This is a genomic window from Lysinibacillus sp. NPDC096382, assembly GCF_044762845.1.
Lineage (GTDB): Bacteria > Bacillota > Bacilli > Bacillales_A > Planococcaceae > Lysinibacillus.
Genome location: NZ_JBIWFC010000001.1, coordinates 1 through 19,820, shown reverse-complemented (window position 1 = coordinate 19,820; position 19,820 = coordinate 1). Strand labels below are relative to the sequence as shown.

Here is a 19,820-nt window from a genome sequence, read left to right as displayed (position 1 = left end):
TGCTACTTGACTTGTTTACATTAGCTGACAAAATATTTATTAACAATGGTTTCTACAGGTAATGGCTTGTTATATAAAAAGCCTTGGCCTTTTTGGCAACAATGACGTTTTAAGAAATCAACCTGTGATGGCTCCTCGATCCCTTCAGCAATGACCTCTAATCCCAAGTTATGAGACATTGAAATAATGGCCTTAATAATTGCCTCATTTTTATCATCTTTCGTAATATCAGCTATAAATGATTGATCAATTTTTATGATATCTATCGGATAACGCTTTAAATAGCTTAAAGATGAATAGCCTGTTCCAAAATCATCAACCGAAACATAAACACCTAATTGCTTCAATTCAGTTAAAATTGAAAATGTTTCATGAACATTCGTCATGGAGCTTTCGGTAATTTCCACCTCTAATAATTCAGGTGGCACATTATACTTTTTCAAGGCCGTTTTAATTTTCCGAGCAAAGTTCTCTTTCCTAAATTGTTTTGGTGAAATATTGATGGCAATTCGCACTGGTCGATAGCCCTTCATCTGCCACTCTTTTTGATAGCGACATACCTCGTCAATAATCCAATCACCGATTTCAATTATTAAACCGGATGCCTCCGCAATAGGTATAAACTGTGCAGGAGACACAAAGCCAAATTTTCGATTATTCCATCGTAATAACGCCTCAAAACTATTGATGCTGTTATTCATTAAATCCATTTGTGGCTGTAAATGGATACTTAGCTCATTAAATTCGATAGCACGACGTAAATGGGCCTCCATTAGCGCTTCATTTGGAAAAATAGTTGTCATATCTTCACGATAGTAACGGTAGTGTGAACGCCCATGCTCTTTTACAGAAAACAATGCTTTATCCGCTTTACGTACAAGTGTTTCTAAATCCTTGCCATCTGCTGGACTGAGTGAAATACCAATTGACACGCTAATAAAGTATTCCTGCCCATCAATCATAAATGGTTGCTTTAATGCGTCTAAAATAGCATTAGCCGTAAGTTCAATTTTGTTGACGGTTGCATCTTTTAGCACAAAAATAAATTCATCGCTATTATAACGATAAAGCGAGCATTTGGAGTAACAGAGCTCACGAAGTCTATGACTAAACATTCGCATAAGTTCATCACCCTTACTTTCACCAAGGGATTCATTAAACTTTTTAAAGCGATCAATATCCACTAAAATAATAGCTGCTTGCTTATTATGCTTTTTACCATTTAAATGCTGAAGCCAATGCTCCTTAAAAGCCTTGCGATTCCATATACCCGTTAATTCATCCATTAATGCTAGGTAATAAAAGGCCTCATGATCATTCATAAATGAAGTGGCTTCTTTCACAAATAAGTGTACACCTATAATTTCACCATTAAAATACGTTGGATGCGTTCTTAAATAAAATGGTTCTTTACTTAGCAATTGACCTTTAAACATACATTGGGGCATACCAAATGCTGAGCCCTCAATAGTTTTTGCAAATAATAATTTAAATTCGTTGATATACTTACTCTCTAATAATGAAAAAATATTTTGGCCTATCAAGCTTTGATGTTCTTTTGACAATAGAGAAGTGGCAACAACGTTTTGGTGAATAATGCGACCTTGTAAATCAGTTGTTAATACCGGACTTACGTGCTGTTCCACAAATTGCAAATACGGTACTACCTCATTCTGTTTCTCCCGTAGAATAACGGCTATAACTGATTTTTCTAAGGGCAGTACACGAACAACAAATGTTTTTACTGTGTGCTCCGTACTTTCCTTTAGATTTTGGTCTTTATTAAATTCTTGTTGTAATATATTTGATAATTGTAGCCAACATTGCTCCGTAAAAAATTGTTCTGCGTTGGTGGCTTTCACATCTTGTAGCTTAATAAATGACGGTAGCTTTTCGTTAAAATTTACGACTTCAAACGCTTTTGTATCAACTTTTTTCAAACATACGATTGCATCAAATGGGTTGAGTTGTATGAATTGATGATAGTCTGCAAATTGCGCTACACTCTCTTTATATTTTTTCATTATATCCCTCACTAAGTAGCGTGTTTGCTTTATTCTTCGTCTAGCGTAGGTTTTAGTGCATCCTTTAGGAAAATTTCCTGACTATTAATCGGATCTTCACCACGGTCAAACTCTTTATAATGATATTTTCCATTGGAGTCTTGAATCCGAGCTTTTGCTGTATCCTCAAGTTGTGTATTCATGATGTTAATAATACGAGCTTTTGCTTCGCTTGCATATACAGGGAATAAAATTTCCACGCGTTTAATCATATTACGAGTCATCATATCTGCAGAAGATAAGTATACTTTATTTTCCCCATTATGATGGAACCAATAAATACGAGAATGCTCAAGGAAACGACCAACAATACTCGTTACTGTTATGTTTTCACTAATTCCAGGGATGCCTGGTCTAATGCAACAAATACCACGAATAATAAGCTCTACTTTCACACCTGCAATAGACGCCTCATACAGCTTCATCATTAAGTCTTTGTCCGTTAGTGAATTCATTTTAGCTCGAATAAAACCATTCCCATGCTTTTTATGACAAGCAATTTCTTCATCCATTAATCGAATAAATTCATCTCGAATATCAAATGGCGCAACGACTAAATGATTAAAAGTTGGCTTTTCTGTATAACCGCTTAAATAGTTAAAGAAGTTAGTAGCATCAATGCCAAATTCCTTATCTGTTGTTATTATACCCATATCTGTATAAATTTTTGCAGTTGCATCATTATAATTTCCTGTCCCAAGATGTACAAAACGTTCAATTTTTCCATTTCGACGACTTACAACAAGCGTTATTTTCGAGTGTGTTTTTAAGTTATTCATACCGTAAATGACCAGGCAGCCAGCTTGCTCAAGTTGCTTTGCCCAATGCACATTATTTTCTTCATCAAAACGTGCCTTCAATTCAACTAACACTGTTACCTGTTTACCATTTTCCGCAGCGAACTTTAATGCTTGTATAATAGGTGAGTTCCCACTAACACGATACAATGTTTGTTTAATGGCTAAAACGTTCGGATTAATGGCCGCTTCTGAGATAAAATCTACAATTGGCGCAAATGACTCATATGGGTGATGGAAAAATATATCTTGTTGCAGAGTTTTTTCAAAAATATTTTCATCCGATTGCAAATCTAATGGTGGCTGTGGAATAAAGCTTTCATATTCTAAATGTTCCCGACCAACCGATATGCCTTTTACAAACGAGAACATAAATGTTAAATCTAGCGGTCCATCTATATGAAAAACATCTGTTTCTTCAATTTCAAATTCTTCTAGTAAATATGTAAGAACTTCCTCGCTCATCTCGCCCTCACGAACTTCTAGACGGCTCCCTACACCCCATTTACGTTTTTTCAACTCTTTTTCAATTTCAACAAGTAAATCTCTTGCTCCTTCCTCATGAATCGTTAAATCAGCATTACGCGTCAAACGGAAAGCCTGTGCTGATTTGACACTGTAACCATAAAAGAGCTTTTCGATATGCGCTACAATCACGTCTTCTAATAAGACAATAACTGTCTCTCCATCTGCTGATGGTACTTTAATATAACGATCTAAGACAGATGGAACTTGTACGATCGCTACCTTTTCACGATTTTCTAAGTCGGTTTCATCTTGCTCTAATAAAACAAGTAAATTTAAAGTTTTACCAAGCAAAGTTGGGAAAGGACGATAAGCATCTACAGCTACGGGTGTTAAAACAGGGAAGATGGTTTCTGCAAACATTTCATTGACGAATGCTTTCTGTGTGTTATTTAAGTCTTTCATGTCTGCAATATGTACATTATGTTGTGGTAATAAATCATATATTAAATGTCTATAAACTTCAGTTTGTCGGCGCACTAATGCCTGAGTTCGCTCTGCAATTTTTGCTAATTGTTCTTTTGGTGTTAAGCCTGACTTATTTTCAGGCTTATGGAATCCTGCACGTACCTGATCCTGTAGACCCGCAACACGCACCATAAAAAATTCATCTAGATTCGAGCTAAATATCGCCAAAAATTTCAATCGTTCTAGCAGAGGATTGTTGATATCCTCTGCTTCCTCTAAAACTCGTTCGTTGAAGGCTAACCAGCTTAATTCACGATTATTATAGTATTGCGGCTTAGCGATTTCCTCTAGTAAACGACCTTGAGCTTCTGTTAAATTCCCTTCACCTAACTGATTATTCGTAACTTCAGTTGTCATAATTGTTCAACCCTTCTTCAATAAAGTTTATTTTTATAGGTATTTTTAGTGCACGTTCTAGATGTTTTTTATGTCGATTTGCTTGATATTTTTCAGCGGCCGCATTATGTTTTACATAGATGTTAAGCTGAACATAATCCTCTTTTGTTTGCATCTTAATGGTACGTACTATCTTTCTTTTAGATACATTTAACGCATAGACAAATTTTAAAAGTGCGCCAAAGTCTCGTATTTTACGATACTCCTCACGACTCATCCATTCTGTAAAAGGAGCTGCGAATAGCTGAAAATAATCTTTATTTTTATACGAGGCTAAAAGTGCTAACTTCACACGCTCTTTATGATTTAGCCCATCGATAGATTGGTTCGCAATTAAATAAAAGGTATGCTGACTCGCCGAACTTAACTCAATATACTCCCCTATATTAAAAACCTTCGCTGCTTTCGCCAATAATTGCAAATCTTTTGGATTATGTTGTAAACAACCGAAGCGACAGCATTCACGGTACAATTGATCCGTTAAACGCGTCAAATAGTCCACTTCTTTTTCAGTTCGACCATACTGTCGAGCCAATCTTTTAGCGTTTCCCTCAAACACATTGTATTTATCAAACGCACTTTTATCTGTTTGCAAAATACGCTGTATAATGAGCCCTTCTCGCAAACCCTTCTTTGTTATTTGGAACAACTTACTGCCGACAACCTCCATTAACACATTGAAAACCTCTAGTGCAGGAGCGATGATGTCCGCACGATCTGCCGAAAGCCCATCTAACTGTTTCAATTCATTAAAACTTAAACTACCTAAAAACACACTGAGCTCAACTAAATTTTCCTTAGTCATTTCGTAGCCATGTACACTTGCTATTGGATATGCATGTTTTTGCTGATGAATTTGGGCAATATTTCGAGCACTACCACCAATGGCGATAATCGGTAAACCGATATCCTGAATCCACGGAAGTGATGTAAACTGTTCTTTAACAAATGCAATGAGTTCCTTTTTTTCACTACCATTCATAATCTCGCCCTTTACAAAACGTTGCTTTAAAGAAACTGTGCCAAAAGGAAAACTATAAGATTTCTGTAGGTCTTTATTTTCAAAAAGCGTTATTTCTGTACTACCACCACCAATATCAATAGTTACAGCGGACTTCGTGCCTATTGAATGCGCTACAGCAACAAAGCCATAATATGCCTCTTCTTCTTCAGATAATAGCTCTATTTGAATGCCTGTTCGTTCTTTCATTAAGGTAATAATTTTTGCTCTATTTGTTGCCTGACGGATTGCAGCTGTTGCAGCAGCTTTAACATCAGTCACTTCAAAATCATCGAGCATTGCTTTAAAAGTCAATAATGTTTCTGTTAATACTTGTATACCTTCTTCAGACATTTCACCAGAGGGCTGTAAATATGTACGTAAACGTGCAACTGTTTTAATATTTCCAATCTCACGAAGTCCCTCTTCTTTATCGTATTGATACAATACTAATCGGATAGTGTTAGAGCCAATATCGATGATAGCCGTTTTTAATTCATTCAAATAATCACTTCCTTAACGCGTACATTCATACTATTTACTAATCGTTAGCCTCTTCGCTCTTTATATTCAAACCTATGGGCTCTTAGCTTGCCAGTGTCAGGATACTCACGTCAAAGTTTTATAGACGAGTTAGCCCTTATTATTTTGTTCCTAGCATCATTGATCTATACAAAAAAGCCGGAGCCTAAAAGGCATCCGACTTCTTAAAATTATGAATATACTTTCAGGATACCCATTATTATTATTGTGAAGTACCTTAATCTTTATTGTTAAACGCTGATAAAAACTTATTTTTATAAGATAAGTTGATCTATACGTAAAATAAGCTCCGCAATTTCAGGCTTACTAATTTGATCCTCTGCACCTACTTGGTCACCTTTATGACGAAGATCATCCGTAATTAAGCTTGAGAAAATAATAACTGGAAGCTTTTGGAGGTCTGGATGCTCTTTTATTTTACGTGTTAAATGATGTCCATCCATTTGTGGCATTTCAATGTCTGTCACAACTAATTGAATATGCTCAGCTACTTCGTTACCACCTTTGACGATTGTTTCGAGATATTCATAAGCATCACGTCCATTTTCAAAGAATTCAACATTCGCATAACCTGCCTCATTCATAGTATCGAATAAGAGCTTACGTAGTAACGGTGAATCTTCAGCAATTAAAATTCGTTTTTCAGAGCGCTCACGTTTACCGAGCTTTTTAACGGATTCTACACTAATACCAGAATCCGGATTTATATCCACCATAATTCTTTCGAAATCTAGTAATAAAATCATTTGTTCATTTTGCTTAATAACACCAATTACTTGTGATGTTCCTCCTTGATACATATCAGAAGGTTTCTCGATTTGATCCCATGAAATACGGTGGATCTGCGTTACATTATCTACATGGAATACTACGCGCTGTTTATTAAACTCAGCTACAATATATTTTTGCTGAGGACTACGCTCTGCCTTTTGAATACCTAACACTCGAAGCATATCAACTACTGGTAAAACCTCACCTCGTAATTGAATTATCCCTTCTACATGCGGGTGCGCGTGTGGAATAAATGTTACTGGAATCGGTTGAATGATTTCCTTTACTTTAATAACGTTAATACCAAATTTATTGTTCGCTACTTCAAATTCAACAATTTCTAGCTCATTTGTGCCACTTTCTAACAATATACCTTTATGTTCCAAAGCAACCCCGCTCCTTTCTCCTCAACTACAATTTAATATAATTTATAATTCAATTGTATCATAGGCAATACATTTCTCCTACTTGCTTTTTCCAATTTTATTGTGAACATGGGTTGTTATCATAACATTGGGTTGATTTCCATTCCGACAGGGCGCTTGACTGGGCATGCATACGTTTTTTCAAATATCATCCCCAACTTTTGAGCCATTAACTTTCAGATGTACCAATAGGCCAATTATCGTCATCACAATTAATGTCGATAATGCAACACGACTTGCTAGCGTTCCGTAATCTTTCATCCATAATGTGACCGTTCCATAGACTGCCGGCCCAATAATGGAGGATACTTTACCCGAAAATGCAAATAAGCCAAAAAACTGACCCCGTTTGTCTTCTGGAGACAATTCAATAATATATGTTCTAGATGTTACCCACATGGATCCTAGTGATACGCCAAACATACTACCTGCAAGCCAGAACATCCATTGCTCTGTCGCAAAGACAGCAAATGTTAAAGCGACAATCATTAATAGCGCCACCACGGTAATCGCACGTTTGGCTCCTATTGCTTTTGTAATATAACCAAATGTAAAAGAGCCTATAATAGTTGAAACCGTAGACACTAAGTAAAGCACGATAAATTGACCCGACGTCAAGCCAACAATCGTTGTTGCATATACAGCCATCATTGCAATGGTTGTTGCAATGGCATCATTTAAAAAGAAATAAGCAATCATAAAGGTGAAAATAGTTTTATATTGCTTCATGTCTTTAAAGGTTTGAACAATTTCCTTATAGCCATCTAGAAATTTAATAGGCTTGCGCTGAGACCTTGAAATTGGTGTATCCTTATTAATAAAAAATAATGGCAAAGAAAATAACAAATATAAAATTGCAGTTGGAATAAATGCTCGATGGAATCCACTATTTCCTACATACAAATAAACAAGTAATCCAAGAATTGTACCAAGATATCCAATCGCTACCCCATAGCCGGAAATAAGGGGCATTTCTTCTTTTGTCCCTAAATCACTCATCATTGAATCATAGAACACTAGACTTGAATTAAAGAAAAATTTTGCGATGATAAAGCTAACTACAACTAAAAATAAACTAAGTGGTACACCTGAATAATTTGTTGACGTCTGTAGATTCGCAAAAACACCCATCATAAAGGTGGAAAAGATAGAGATAGATGCAAACCACACTATAAATCTCTTTTTATAACCCGTATTATCTATCCATACACCAAAAAGTGGTGAAAAAATGACGAGGAAAAAGCTGGCAATGGCATTCGCATAAGAAATAAACGTGCTTGCCACCTGCTGCATTACCTCATTGGTCCCTAAAATTTCATCCATATAAAAAGGGAAAAATATAGTATTAATATTTGAAGAAAATATTGTATTCGCAAAATCATAAAATGCCCACGATAAAATTGGCAATGATAAATAAAGAGCTAACTGGCTCCTATGCTGTGCGTCTACTACTGAATTCCGCTTCATAAAATCCTCCTCCCCATTCTCTATAATATTAAATAAATTCCCTCATGTAATAAAAAATACCTCTTATTTAAAGAAAATTTACACTATTTACAATATACAATTATTTTTTATTACCTAACACTTTAGAATAAACGAATTTTAGCCTTAGCTGCGGAATACTAAAGATTACACTTCATAATAAAAAAATATCCAAGCCCCCTCGCTTGGATATCCTTTTTACTATTCTTCTATATCTACCCACGTAGAAGACCATTTTTCAATTGCTTTTAGGACCGGCGCAAGTGCATGTCCTTTTTCTGTTAGCTCGTATTCAATCACCACTGGTGTCGATGGAATAACAGTGCGTTTCACAATGTTCTCGATCTCTAATTCTTTTAATCTCTCCGTTAATACGCGACTGCTAATACCCATTTGTTTTTTAATCGTTGAATACCGTTGAGAACCTTCTAATAACTGATAAATAAGCAGGGTATTCCAGCTATGATTTAAAATTTTTAGCGCCTTTTCAAATCGTGGGCAAATTTTTTTTTGATCCAATTTACTTGCCTCCTAAGTACTTCGTTCTTATATAAGAGTATATCATTTTTATGAAAATCAGTTTTAAAAATAAAATTAAGTTACTTGACAAAACTTGTTTTTAAAAATAAACTAAGTTACGAAATGTAAGTAAAAAACAAAAGGAGTTTATTATACTATGCAAAATATCGGTTCAACTATTTTACGTGTGGTGCTTGGCTTTATTTTTGCCGCTCACGGATATCAAAAGTTTCAAGGTGGTATCGGCTTTACAGCTGATTATTTTGATGCCATTGGTATTCCAGGCTTTATGGCTTATATTGTTGCCATTATAGAACTAGTCGGTGGTGCTGCAATTATTCTAGGTTTAGGCACAAGACTTTTTGGCGCTTTATTGACAGTGACTATGATTGTTGCCATTTTTACAGCGAAGCTTAGTGTTGGCTTCATCGGTGAAAACGGCTTAGCTGGATATGAATTTGATTTAGCTTTAGCTGCAATTGCTTTATACTTCGCACTTGCAGGAGCATCTAGTTTCTCTTTAGACGCAAAACTTTTTGATAAAGAGTAATGTTTCGTAGTTAACTATTTTCTGTGTGTTAGTGAGCTGCCTCTTTATCAAATACAAAACCCGAAGCATCCATCCTTTCATAAGATGATACTTCGGGTTTTCTAAAAGTTAGAATTCTTCGCTCTTTATAGTCAGTATTTTATTGATACGCCTTTAAAAGAGCCTGTGTACCGTTTTCACCATAGCCCGCTTCCACTAGCTTTTCATACATATCATAAGCAAGTGCTAGACCTGGTAATGTAATCCCCATTTTTTTTGATTCGTCTAAAGCAATTTTCATATCCTTTACAAAATGCTTAATATAAAAACCTGGTGCGTAATCTTCTTTAATCATACGGGGTGCTAAATTACTTAACGACCAAGAGCCTGCTGCACCAGACGAAATGGATTGCAATACTGTTGGTAAATCAAGCCCAGCCTTTAAACCGTAAGTAAGTGACTCACACACACCAATCATTCCTGCAGCAATAACTATTTGATTACACATTTTAGCATGCTGTCCTGCACCAGCTTCACCTTGATAAACAATATTTTCACCAAAATGTTTCATAACTGATAAAACTTTATTAAATGTAGCTTGGCTTCCACCAACCATAATTGATAATGTCCCATTTTGAGCACCAATATCCCCCCCAGAAACAGGTGCATCTAGCGCTTCCACCCCAAGCTTTTGGGCATGCTCAAAAATTTCCTTTGCCAATGTTGGCTCGGACGTGGTCATATCAATAACGATATTGCCGGGTTCAGCTGTTTGAAATAAACCGTTATCTCCAAAATAAACTTCCTCTACATCTGCTGGGTATCCAACCATTGTAAAGGCAATTTCCTTATTTTTAAATGCTTCTGCTGGAGTACTTGCCCATTTTGCCCCTAGCGCTAAAAGCGGCTCCGTTTTCTCCTTTGTGCGTGTGTAAACTGTCACCTCATGACCATCTTTTAATAAATGCTTTACAATACTAGCACCCATAACACCAGTGCCGATAAATGCAATACTCTTTTTTCCCATATGTACATACTCCTTTGTTATCCAGGCTATCGATTCTACGTAACCAATCATTAGCACTTATTTTTATCTCCCAGTGTAGTCTAATAAGTGCGATAATTCAAACTCCTTTTATTATCTTGTACTAAATGCCTTTTGCTGGACACTCGCTGAAAGAAGTTAAATCAATTTCGCCTAGAATAAAGATAAAAAAAGAGAGCACGTGATGGGGTATCACTGCTCTAAAGGGGGAAATGAGAATGTTGCTGTGTTCAAAATAAGTATTCTCCAAAAAATACTTTTTAAACATATTATTTAAAAAGTTTATACTCTAAATAAGGGAACATTCTTTCAATCTTCTTGATCTTCTTCTTCTTCAAATGCTGTCTGTCTATAATAAGTATTCATTAACTGATCTAATCTGCGACTCAGTTGAATGGTTTTTGCATTTTGTAATCCGTTCTCTACACCTGAGCGAATCATCATCTCACGAGTTTGCTCCATCTGTTTCAAGAGTAGATTGACCATTCATACAACCCTCCACACACAAATAATCATACCATTATTATACATTTATATTTCATTTCTTACAGCATTAACTTACGACAATGTTCGACAAATTAGCTTCTTGCAACTTCTTGATAAGTATAGATTACGCGTCCATTTTGTTTGGCCTCACCTCTAAAATGTTTAAATAAAGGATGTTTTACAAGCACTTCTCGAAACTCATAAAATTGTTCCTTTTCTATTTCTATACTTTTTAATTCCCCATTTTGTAATTGTTTAAGCATATTTTCGTATTTTTCCATTTTTTCTTTTCCTCTCTTCTCAATATTTTGTGTAATAGATTATGAATTATTCAAAAAAAGCTTTACGTTTTCCATTTTTTCATGCAAACTGTATATTATTAGTCGATGAAGGAGCTGACTGTCTGTGAAAATAGCTGAAGTTGGAAATATTATCGAGTTTAAAGATGGCTTACAAGGTATAGTAGAAAAAGTAAATGAAAATTCGGTGATCGTTGATTTAACATATATGGCGAATTTCGATTCCCTTGAAATTGAAGAAAAAACGGTCGTCAACCATAAACGTTACAAAATTTTATATGCAAACGAGGCTTAATAGTCTGAATAGTCCCTATTTGTCTTTATAGATGATAAGGGGCTTTTTTTTTGATAATATTAAAAGCATGGAGGTCGAATAATGCTTACAAATTCGAAACAAACAATAATATTGCTCCTTTCTTTATTATTCGTTTATGGCATGCTTGCATATACCTTTGCTAACCAAGCTGTATTTTGGTACCTATATGCATTTACTTTACTTGTATGTATTGCCATTGCCATTTTGGCTGGTAAAATTGAAGATCAGTTACCTACTTGGAAATTTTTACTTTTCGGTATTGGGTACGGTACAATAACATACGGTATTATACGCTTTGGCTATTGGCTTGCACCATACATTAATGATTCATTAGTACAGTCAGTACAAAAATTTTTAACAAACTATGGACCACAAAATATTTGGCACTATATTTTACTCGTATTCATTGTTGCAATTGGTGAAGAGATCTTTTGGCGTGGCTATGTTCAACAACAGCTGAAACGTTTTATGCGTCCTATTTTTGCTGTTATTGTAACTGCGATTTTATGCGCAATCTCTATTGCATTAAGCGGCTTTATGCTTGGTATGATCGCTGCACTTGTAACCGGCCTTATTTGGGGCTTTTTATATGAATGGCGTAAAAGTATGCCACTTGTTATTGTAACCCATGTAGTTTTTGTACTACTATTATTTTTAGTGTTACCTTTAACATGATAACATTAAAATTTGGAAACATTTTATCTTTACTAGCGTTTAATTAAGAAAGGGAGGGCTTTTCATGCAAAAAAAATTATTTTCTGTACCTGCATTATTACTAACAGCTGTTTTAGTCGTAGGATGTAATACTTCTGAAACAAAGGATTCTGATGCTCAAAAAAATGAGCCATCAAATACACCGACTGAACAGCAACAACCATCATCTAAGGATACAACTGTAGATGAATCGCAAGAAACGCCTGCATCAAATGAAACAAATAAGGACAATAAAGACAATACAACTAAAAAAGAACAAGAAGTTAAATATGTACAAAAAGGTGTAGACAAGACTGAAAAAGCAACGGAATCAAAAAGTGCTGATCAAGACTATAAAATACACCAACTACCTGGATTTACACTTAGCCAAGAAGAACCAGGTAAAGACATGTTAGTTTCTAATGACAATGCTGACGTATTTATGCGTATCGAATCTATTGATGCATCACAAACAAAATATGAAGATGCAAAAACATCTATGCAAGATTATATGAATGCTGTTGGTGAACCATCAAATTTATCTTCTGAGGATTTAGCTGCATTTAAAGATATTAAAAACATTGAGGGTTATGTTGTACATTTTAAAGAAGATAAAGAAAAAGTAATCGGCGTTGTTTTTGAAAAAGATGGTTTAATTACAAAACTAATAATTCACGATAACGACGAATTAGATTTAGCAGATGCTATGCTTAAAATGGCAGCAACTATTTCTAAAAAATAATTATTCAAATAAGACTGTAGACAAACTTGTTTGCTCTATAGTCTTTTTTATGTTGACTGTGTTATTTTTAATGCTGATTTTGATTTAAATTAAGATATATCTTCTAAACCAATCATTATAATTTTTCGTCATCAGCTATAGATTTATAATCTTTACAAGGATATAGAATATTCAGACTTTCTTATGTGATATAAACCTTTTTTAACGCGCTTTCCATCGGTTTGATTTCATACGATAATGTTCCATCTCTTTTTCTTTTGCATTTGTATTGTACGCTCTCCAACATTAACAAATGACATTAGAGCCAATCATATTATCATGTTTTCACAACACGCCCCATACAAGCTAATTTGGAAACAGTTGCTTTTGAGCAGTCTCTGGCAATGAGTACAAAAACTTGTTCTCGACTAATGCCGCTATGTTTAGCTTAGAGATTATAGCAAGAAGCTCAACAGGTTCCAAATAGTAACGTTCTTTAACAGAGCCTTTATTTTTAATAGGGTTTATAGCATAATTATGAGGCTGATTTTCGTTTCTGCAGGCGTTGTCCTATGAGCGACTAGGAACGATCACGTGGGCTTTAAGCACTCAGTATACTTAGTCCTTCGCCTGTGCTCGCTCCTGCCTTATCTATGACGCTAATGATTTAAGAGGGATTTGTTGGAGTACAATTTAACTTCTTCCAAAATAACGTAAAAAAGTTGCCTCAAACTCATTGAGACAACTTTTTTTAATAAGATAAGTCTTTAATAGACAGGCCTAATTTTTTTAATAAAGTGATAGCTTGGCCTTTTTCTTCAACAGATAATACACTCATCAATTCATGTAAATGCTGTTCATGTTTTGGAAATAGTTCTCCCATAAATGCTTCACCTTTGTCCGTAATTTCTGCATAGGTAACACGGCGATCTGATGGACATGAGACACGCAATAAATACCCTCTTTTTTCAAGTTTGTCAATGACATACGTAATAGACCCACTAGCTAGCAAAATTTTATTGCCAATTTGCTGTAATGGCTGTCTTCCTTTATGATAAAGAAGCTCTAATACAGCAAATTCAGTAGGATTTAATCCATTCTCTTGAAATAATTGATGGGTCATCTCATTAATCGCTTTATGTGCACGTGATAATACTATATATAATTTTAAAGATTGCTTTATATCTTCTGACGTCATATCCTTTTCCTCTCAATTCGCGTTTTATACATGCCATTATAGCGATATTAGAAAAGCATTGTCAAAAGCAATATTTGATTTTAAGTTTTTCACAGTGGTTTAATTTACCACTCAGACGCTTTTTATGTTACTAAATAAGCAGAATCTTTCGTGGAAACATCCATTGTATCCATCTGATTAAATGTGTAAATCGGGAATTGTAAGTGGAAGCATGTACCCTTCTGTAATTCACTATTCACACCTATTACACCTTCATGCTCTTCAATCACCTTTTTCACGAAAGCAAGACCTAGTCCTGTCCCTGTTGATTTTGTCGTGTAAAAAGGTTGGAATAAGTTTTGAAGGGTAGCACTGTCCATACCGACACCTTCGTCTTTAATCAGTAATTCTACAATCGCACAGTCAATAACATTCATTTCTACTGTGATCGTTCCACTATTATTCATGGATTCCATCGCATTTTTAATAAGATTCATGAATACTTGCTTTAAACGATTCTCATTGCCACCAATGTATACTTGTGTAGAAGGAGAAATGTATTGAATCATAATATTTTTCATAAGCGCATCTGGAAGCATAAACTCAATCACTTGCTTTACAATGTGATCTAGCTCTAATAATTCCACTTTCATACATGTTGGCTTGGACAATACTAAAAGCTCGGATAAAATTTGTTCCATCCGTTGAAGCTCACTATCGATGACAGATAAATACATGCGTGACTCTTCATCTGCATTTAGTTTTAACAATTCGGTAAAGCCCTTTAAAGAAGTTAATGGATTACGAATTTCATGGGCGATACTTGCAGCCATTTGACCGACAACATTTAAAGCTTGTTGATGTTCAACTTTATGTTGAAGTTGTTTCTTTTCTGTTTCATCATTAATGACTGTGACAATAATATTATTATATTCATCAAAGATACTCGAAATTTCATAATAGCAAGGGCTAGTAACTATAGTTTCATCAACTACATGAATACTTGCATGCTTTTCACCCATCAGTTTAGAAAGGTATGTTGTAATTTGACCCTTCTTCAATGTAAATGCATCGAATATGTGCTGATGTGCCTTATGAAGTAGCAGCGATTTTTCGGTTCTTAAAAACATTTCAGCATACTTATTTAGCCCAAGAATTATCCCGCTAGCGTCACTTATAATAACAGCATACGGTAAGTGATCATAAGCATTGAGAGATTGTGATCTCTCCTGCTCTTGACTAACATATAATTCATGAGCTATGTCATTATTTAACGTTGAAATTTGCGCAACAATTTCTTCTGTGTTTGGATCATAAAAACATTTGAAGGACATCATTTCATACTCATTACCATTTGTTTGAATATTGAAGATTTCTTCTGATCTTAAATCATTTTCTAATTGTTTAACGAATTTCGCCCAATTTAAATTAGATGGCTCGTCCATAGTTAAATAGCCAATATACGTTGAATTGAGATTAAAAAGTTTAATAGCCGCCTCATTCACGTTCAAAATTTTCCCTACTTTATTAAGAATAAGTGTTGGTGACGAAGTACTTGTCATAAGATTTCCAAAACATTGATTAATATCATTTTGCTTCAACTTTCTCACCGAACCTTTCAAAAGAGTAAAAAACCTCTTAATCGAATTTTGAGCCTTTACTATACTTTATGACTGCACGAATCTATTATTACAAAATTTAGTAAATTTAAGTATAAAAATTATTTCACGAACTGTTCACAAAATAAATAGGCAAAAAGGATTATATTGTATGACAGCTACTTGACTGTTACAATTAGAAATTGAAAGGAAGATTATTGCATGAATACTATTTTAACTACTTTAAACGCAAAGTATATTCACACAAATCTAGCATTGCGTTATTTAAAAGGTGCAGCTTTACCAGAATTTAATCCAATTATTGCAGAATATACAATTAAAGATCCTGCTTTTAATATTGTATCAGATTTATTCCAAAAAAAACCTGATATTGTAGGATTTAGTTGCTATATTTGGAATATTGAAGAAACTATTCACGTCATCAAGATGTTAAAAACTGTCTGTCCAAATGTTAAAATTTTGCTCGGTGGACCTGAAGTTTCTTATGATGCCCACCATTGGTTACGTAAAATTGAAGAGGTTGATTTCATTGTTATGGGTGAAGGAGAAACTTCCTTTAAACAGTTACTACGCTATTTGCATGGAGAAATTGCATTAGACGATGTTCCAGGGATTTGCTACTTAGAGGATGGTAAAGTACGAATTCACGCACAAGCACCCAAAATAGATTTACGTGAGTTACCAAGTCCATTTCGTTTTGAAGAGGACCTCCCTCATCTAAGCAAACGAATTCAATATATTGAAACAAGTCGAGGCTGTCCATTTAGCTGTCAATTTTGTTTATCTTCTATTGAAGTAGGTGTTCGTTATTTCAACAGAGAAAAAATAAAAGAAGATATTCGATTCTTGATGGACAATGGTGCACGTACGATTAAATTTGTCGACCGTACATTTAATATAAGCCGCAGCTACGCCATGGAAATGTTCCAATTTTTAATCGATGAACATAAGCCAGGGGTTGTATTCCAATTTGAAATTACGGCAGATATTATGCGTCCTGAAGTTATCCAGTTTTTAAATGATAACGCACCTAAAGGGCTTTTCCGTTTTGAAATTGGTGTTCAATCAACGAATGATTTAACAAATACTCTTGTGAAGCGCCGTCAAAACTTTGAAAAGCTAACACGTACAGTGACGATGGTCAAAGAAGGTGGAAAGATTGATCAGCATTTAGATTTAATCGCTGGTTTACCGGAGGAGGATTATGCAAGCTTCCGTCAAACCTTTAATGATGTTTTCGCAATGCGACCAGAAGAATTACAGCTTGGATTCCTTAAACTTCTGCGCGGTACTGGCCTTCGTCTAGAGGCTGAAAAATTCGGCTATACGTATGTGGACCAATCTCCTTACGAGATTTTCTCAAACAATGTCTTAACGTTTGATGATATAGTACGCATTAAACATGCAGAGGATGTACTTGAGAAATATTGGAACGATCATCGTATGGATCATACAATTGAATACTTAGTAACTGAAGTGTTTGAAACACCATTTGATTTCTTCCAAAACTTCGGTACTTATTGGGAAACAAAAGGTTGGTCTCGTATCGGTCATCAGCTTGAGGATTTATTCCGTCGTTTATTAATGTTTTTAGAAACTGTAGAGGGTGTTAATTTAACTATCATTCAAAGCCTCATGCAACTAGATTATTTAATGGCACAGCAGTTCCAGCCACGTAAATTATGGTGGAAGGAACGCCCTACAGAGGAGCAACAGAAAGCACTTTATACGGCCTTGCGTGAAAACCCTACAATTGCAGGTGAGGAATTCGCCAGCTTCAATCTATCTGAAAAAGAGTTATTTAAACATACGCTCATTATTCCGCACCATGTAGATTACCAAAATTTCTCAAATGGCAAAATTGTACAAAAAAACGGCTATTTATTAACTTACTTCCGTCACGGTCAAGCACCATACTTTGCAACAATCCACTCTATATAATAAGAAACGCTAGTCCTTTAATAAAGTTTAGGACTAGCGTTTTTTTCATCCATTTAAGCGGGAATTTTCAACTTTTCCAGTAATCTAAAATGACCAATTTATTTGTGTCATTGTCAGTAATAACCATAACTTTAATACAATCAACAGATATTCTATGCGCATTACAATTATCCTAAAAAAGTTTAGTACGAAATCCTCAACCTGCCAACACCCTAATATTGTAAATATTACCTATTAAATAATCGTAATAACCAGGAAAAAACAATTTAAAATTTTTCGACAATTTTGTGGCAACGTCCGTTTTTTCGTCAATTAAACAATCTTAGACACTTTTTATGCATAGATTTTCTACTGATATAATCTCTAAATGTCTCCGTTTTCATATACGGATTTCAATAAGCTTTTAGGGTTAATCGGAAATAATAAAAAAGAGCGGAATTAGCTCTTTTTTATTCTCCTAGTAATTTACCCAATAATTACGCGTTTTATAGCGTGTAATTTGTAAATGATTTTCAGTGCATTTAGATAGTCTAATCTCTCTATTAATCTATTATAAATATTTTAGTTCATTTATTTAAATTTACAATAGGGGGCAAATTAGGGGGCGTTGATAATTAGCTTTTATACCTTTTTGAAAATGTAATTATTATTTGACTATACAATAGAAGAAAGTCACTCATTATTTTTCAAATGAGTGGCTTTATTTCAATTTACAAACTTAGGATCTTTAACCTCCAAATAAATAACCCCGTTCTGACTTACATACATAAATACATCATCCTTATTCACTTTAAGTATTTGCTCTAGCATATAAAGAATTTCCCACATTTTCACACAATGATTTCCTTTACTGTTTGAAATGCTTACACGGTTTGTGAAATGGTTTTTACTATGTATAATCCTCGATTCTTCACATTCATATATCTTGATTGTTACGTCAATTGGAGATGCGCTTAATACAGCTTGAACTGCCTCTGGTCTTTCATTTGTTACATCTATAAATATTCGTTGATTTGAAAACGGATTTTTAAATTTGACTGACACTGCTCTCGCCCCTTTTTAATACTCAATATTAGACACCTGTAGGATGTCTAGGAAATGCACCTTGTGAATATCCATATATTTGTCCTTGAAGTCTTAGTTGCCACGTTACCTCTTCTTAACAGAACGTTTGTTTGTGTATATTATAGAACTAACGTTCTATATTTAGCAATGAAAATTTTAATTTTTATGGAAATAATTTAAGGAAAGTATTGACTTCGTATATACCATGGTATATAATATAAGTATAGAAAGGAGATGAACATAGTGGATTACGATAAGATTCTAGCTTACCTAGTAGCTATCGCAACAATCGCAAACTTACTTACAAGTTCAGCGAAAAACATAAGCGATATGAAGAGTAAGAAAAAAGAAAAGCGACGCACTCCCGCAAAGAAGAAACGTCGCAAATAACTCATAGAAGGAGGTTAGCGCCTCCTTCCCTATAATCTTATCATATCCATTTCATTATGAAAAATGTAATGTATGTTGTAGCGTTAGCATTTGCCCTGTATATTTTGACGGATATGGTTAATTGGAAAGAACCGCAGTTTTTTGATTACTCCATGATTATTATTTACTCAATCTGCTTAATATTAGTGGTTTTAAACATCGTAGTATATTTTATGAAAAGGAGAGGATAAACAGTGACTGAACAGAAAACATCTGAAGCACAGAAACGTGCAACACAAGCATACCGAGAAAAAAATAGAGAAAAGACACGCAAGCAGTCAGCAAAGAGTGCCGCTAAAACTTACATTAATAAATATTGTGAACTTGAGGATTTAGTTGAATTAAAAGAAATGATTGCAGCTCGTGAACAGGAACTACAAAGTGAATAAATACAAAAAGCCCAGGCTCAAAATTAATTGATATGCTCCCTATTAGGTAGACAGATTAAAAAATAAAATCTGTTTATCTAAGGGGAGTATTTTTTATGGGGCGAAGCAAACATCCACTC

The 19,820-nt window shown here is 34.7% G+C and carries 19 protein-coding genes and 1 pseudogene; 7 read left to right on the top strand and 13 right to left on the bottom strand.

Annotation, left to right across the window (positions count from 1 at the left end; translation table 11 throughout):
- Positions 1 to 20: 20 nt before the first annotated feature.
- The 6 genes from ACIQZA_RS00100 to ACIQZA_RS00075 all read right to left on the bottom strand — a co-directional run bounded on the left by ACIQZA_RS00100 (position 21) and on the right by ACIQZA_RS00075 (position 8,992).
- Positions 21 to 2,024: a putative bifunctional diguanylate cyclase/phosphodiesterase gene (locus ACIQZA_RS00100; RefSeq protein WP_400939101.1), complete on the bottom strand. Its 2,004-nt coding sequence runs from the start codon at positions 2,022 to 2,024 to the stop codon at positions 21 to 23.
- 29 nt (positions 2,025 to 2,053) lie between these two features.
- Positions 2,054 to 4,210, bottom strand: coding sequence for an RNA degradosome polyphosphate kinase (locus ACIQZA_RS00095; protein ID WP_402880235.1), 2,157 nt, complete (start codon positions 4,208 to 4,210; stop codon positions 2,054 to 2,056).
- Complete coding sequence (locus ACIQZA_RS00090; protein ID WP_402880237.1) at positions 4,200 to 5,753, bottom strand: Ppx/GppA phosphatase family protein; 1,554 nt, start codon at positions 5,751 to 5,753, stop codon at positions 4,200 to 4,202. Before ACIQZA_RS00090 ends, ACIQZA_RS00095 begins: the two co-directional genes overlap by 11 nt.
- A 293-nt stretch (positions 5,754 to 6,046) precedes the next feature.
- A complete protein-coding gene (locus ACIQZA_RS00085; RefSeq protein WP_132357787.1) occupies positions 6,047 to 6,949 on the bottom strand; it encodes a chemotaxis protein in 903 nt (300 codons plus the stop codon).
- A 180-nt stretch (positions 6,950 to 7,129) separates the two neighbouring features.
- Positions 7,130 to 8,455 (bottom strand): MFS transporter, encoded by a 1,326-nt coding sequence (locus ACIQZA_RS00080; protein WP_400939108.1) that lies wholly within the window; start codon positions 8,453 to 8,455, stop codon positions 7,130 to 7,132.
- A 219-nt stretch (positions 8,456 to 8,674) separates the two neighbouring features.
- The gene (locus tag ACIQZA_RS00075; RefSeq protein WP_142509991.1) at positions 8,675 to 8,992 is read right to left on the bottom strand and encodes a winged helix-turn-helix transcriptional regulator; all 318 of its coding nucleotides are present in this window, start codon (positions 8,990 to 8,992) and stop codon (positions 8,675 to 8,677) included.
- Between the two features lie 157 nt (positions 8,993 to 9,149).
- Here ACIQZA_RS00075 and ACIQZA_RS00070 point away from each other — a divergent pair, with 157 nt between their 5' ends.
- Positions 9,150 to 9,542 carry a DoxX family protein gene (locus tag ACIQZA_RS00070; RefSeq protein WP_400939112.1) on the top strand — a complete coding sequence of 131 codons (393 nt, stop codon included), beginning with the start codon at positions 9,150 to 9,152 and terminating at the stop codon, positions 9,540 to 9,542.
- 139 nt (positions 9,543 to 9,681) lie between these two features.
- Here the strand turns inward: ACIQZA_RS00070 and ACIQZA_RS00065 are convergent, their stop codons facing one another.
- From ACIQZA_RS00065 to ACIQZA_RS00055, 3 genes are all read right to left on the bottom strand, one after another.
- Positions 9,682 to 10,548, bottom strand: coding sequence for an NAD(P)-dependent oxidoreductase (locus ACIQZA_RS00065; protein WP_402880239.1), 867 nt, complete (start codon positions 10,546 to 10,548; stop codon positions 9,682 to 9,684).
- Between the two features lie 327 nt (positions 10,549 to 10,875).
- On the bottom strand, positions 10,876 to 11,052 hold the full coding sequence (locus ACIQZA_RS00060) for an aspartyl-phosphate phosphatase Spo0E family protein (RefSeq protein WP_132357797.1): 177 nt from the start codon (positions 11,050 to 11,052) through the stop codon (positions 10,876 to 10,878).
- A gap of 92 nt (positions 11,053 to 11,144) precedes the next feature.
- Positions 11,145 to 11,333, bottom strand: coding sequence for a hypothetical protein (locus ACIQZA_RS00055; RefSeq protein WP_100544207.1), 189 nt, complete (start codon positions 11,331 to 11,333; stop codon positions 11,145 to 11,147).
- 124 nt (positions 11,334 to 11,457) lie between these two features.
- Between ACIQZA_RS00055 and ACIQZA_RS00050 the strand changes: the two genes are divergently transcribed.
- The 3 genes from ACIQZA_RS00050 (at position 11,458) to ACIQZA_RS00040 (ending at position 13,102) form a co-directional block, all read left to right on the top strand.
- Positions 11,458 to 11,646, top strand: coding sequence for a YkvS family protein (locus ACIQZA_RS00050; RefSeq protein WP_142509994.1), 189 nt, complete (start codon positions 11,458 to 11,460; stop codon positions 11,644 to 11,646).
- Between the two features lie 81 nt (positions 11,647 to 11,727).
- Positions 11,728 to 12,342, top strand: coding sequence for a CPBP family intramembrane glutamic endopeptidase (locus tag ACIQZA_RS00045; protein ID WP_142509995.1), 615 nt, complete (start codon positions 11,728 to 11,730; stop codon positions 12,340 to 12,342).
- A gap of 64 nt (positions 12,343 to 12,406) precedes the next feature.
- Positions 12,407 to 13,102: a hypothetical protein gene (locus ACIQZA_RS00040; RefSeq protein WP_400939120.1), complete on the top strand. Its 696-nt coding sequence runs from the start codon at positions 12,407 to 12,409 to the stop codon at positions 13,100 to 13,102.
- A 179-nt stretch (positions 13,103 to 13,281) separates the two neighbouring features.
- Here the strand turns inward: ACIQZA_RS00040 and ACIQZA_RS00035 are convergent.
- The 3 genes and pseudogenes from ACIQZA_RS00035 to ACIQZA_RS00025 all read right to left on the bottom strand — a co-directional run.
- A pseudogene (locus ACIQZA_RS00035) lies at positions 13,282 to 13,529 on the bottom strand (IS1595 family transposase); the annotation flags it as partial.
- A gap of 303 nt (positions 13,530 to 13,832) precedes the next feature.
- Complete coding sequence (locus ACIQZA_RS00030; RefSeq protein WP_142509997.1) at positions 13,833 to 14,279, bottom strand: MarR family winged helix-turn-helix transcriptional regulator; 447 nt, start codon at positions 14,277 to 14,279, stop codon at positions 13,833 to 13,835.
- Between the two features lie 122 nt (positions 14,280 to 14,401).
- The gene (locus ACIQZA_RS00025) at positions 14,402 to 15,763 is read right to left on the bottom strand and encodes an ATP-binding protein (RefSeq protein ID WP_400939207.1); all 1,362 of its coding nucleotides are present in this window, start codon (positions 15,761 to 15,763) and stop codon (positions 14,402 to 14,404) included.
- A 315-nt stretch (positions 15,764 to 16,078) separates the two neighbouring features.
- Between ACIQZA_RS00025 and ACIQZA_RS00020 the strand changes: the two genes are divergently transcribed.
- Positions 16,079 to 17,818, top strand: coding sequence for a B12-binding domain-containing radical SAM protein (locus ACIQZA_RS00020; RefSeq protein WP_400939123.1), 1,740 nt, complete (start codon positions 16,079 to 16,081; stop codon positions 17,816 to 17,818).
- A 705-nt stretch (positions 17,819 to 18,523) separates the two neighbouring features.
- Here the strand turns inward: ACIQZA_RS00020 and ACIQZA_RS00015 are convergent.
- Complete coding sequence (locus ACIQZA_RS00015; RefSeq protein WP_402880242.1) at positions 18,524 to 18,862, bottom strand: DUF1827 family protein; 339 nt, start codon at positions 18,860 to 18,862, stop codon at positions 18,524 to 18,526.
- Between the two features lie 264 nt (positions 18,863 to 19,126).
- On the opposite strand from ACIQZA_RS00015, the gene ACIQZA_RS00010 reads away from it, so the two are divergent.
- Both ACIQZA_RS00010 and ACIQZA_RS00005 read left to right on the top strand, forming a co-directional pair.
- The gene (locus ACIQZA_RS00010; protein WP_402880244.1) at positions 19,127 to 19,273 is read left to right on the top strand and encodes a hypothetical protein; all 147 of its coding nucleotides are present in this window, start codon (positions 19,127 to 19,129) and stop codon (positions 19,271 to 19,273) included.
- 233 nt (positions 19,274 to 19,506) lie between these two features.
- Entirely contained in the window at positions 19,507 to 19,701 is a 195-nt protein-coding gene (locus tag ACIQZA_RS00005) for a hypothetical protein (protein ID WP_402880246.1), read from the top strand.
- The last annotated feature ends 119 nt before the right edge of the window (positions 19,702 to 19,820 follow it).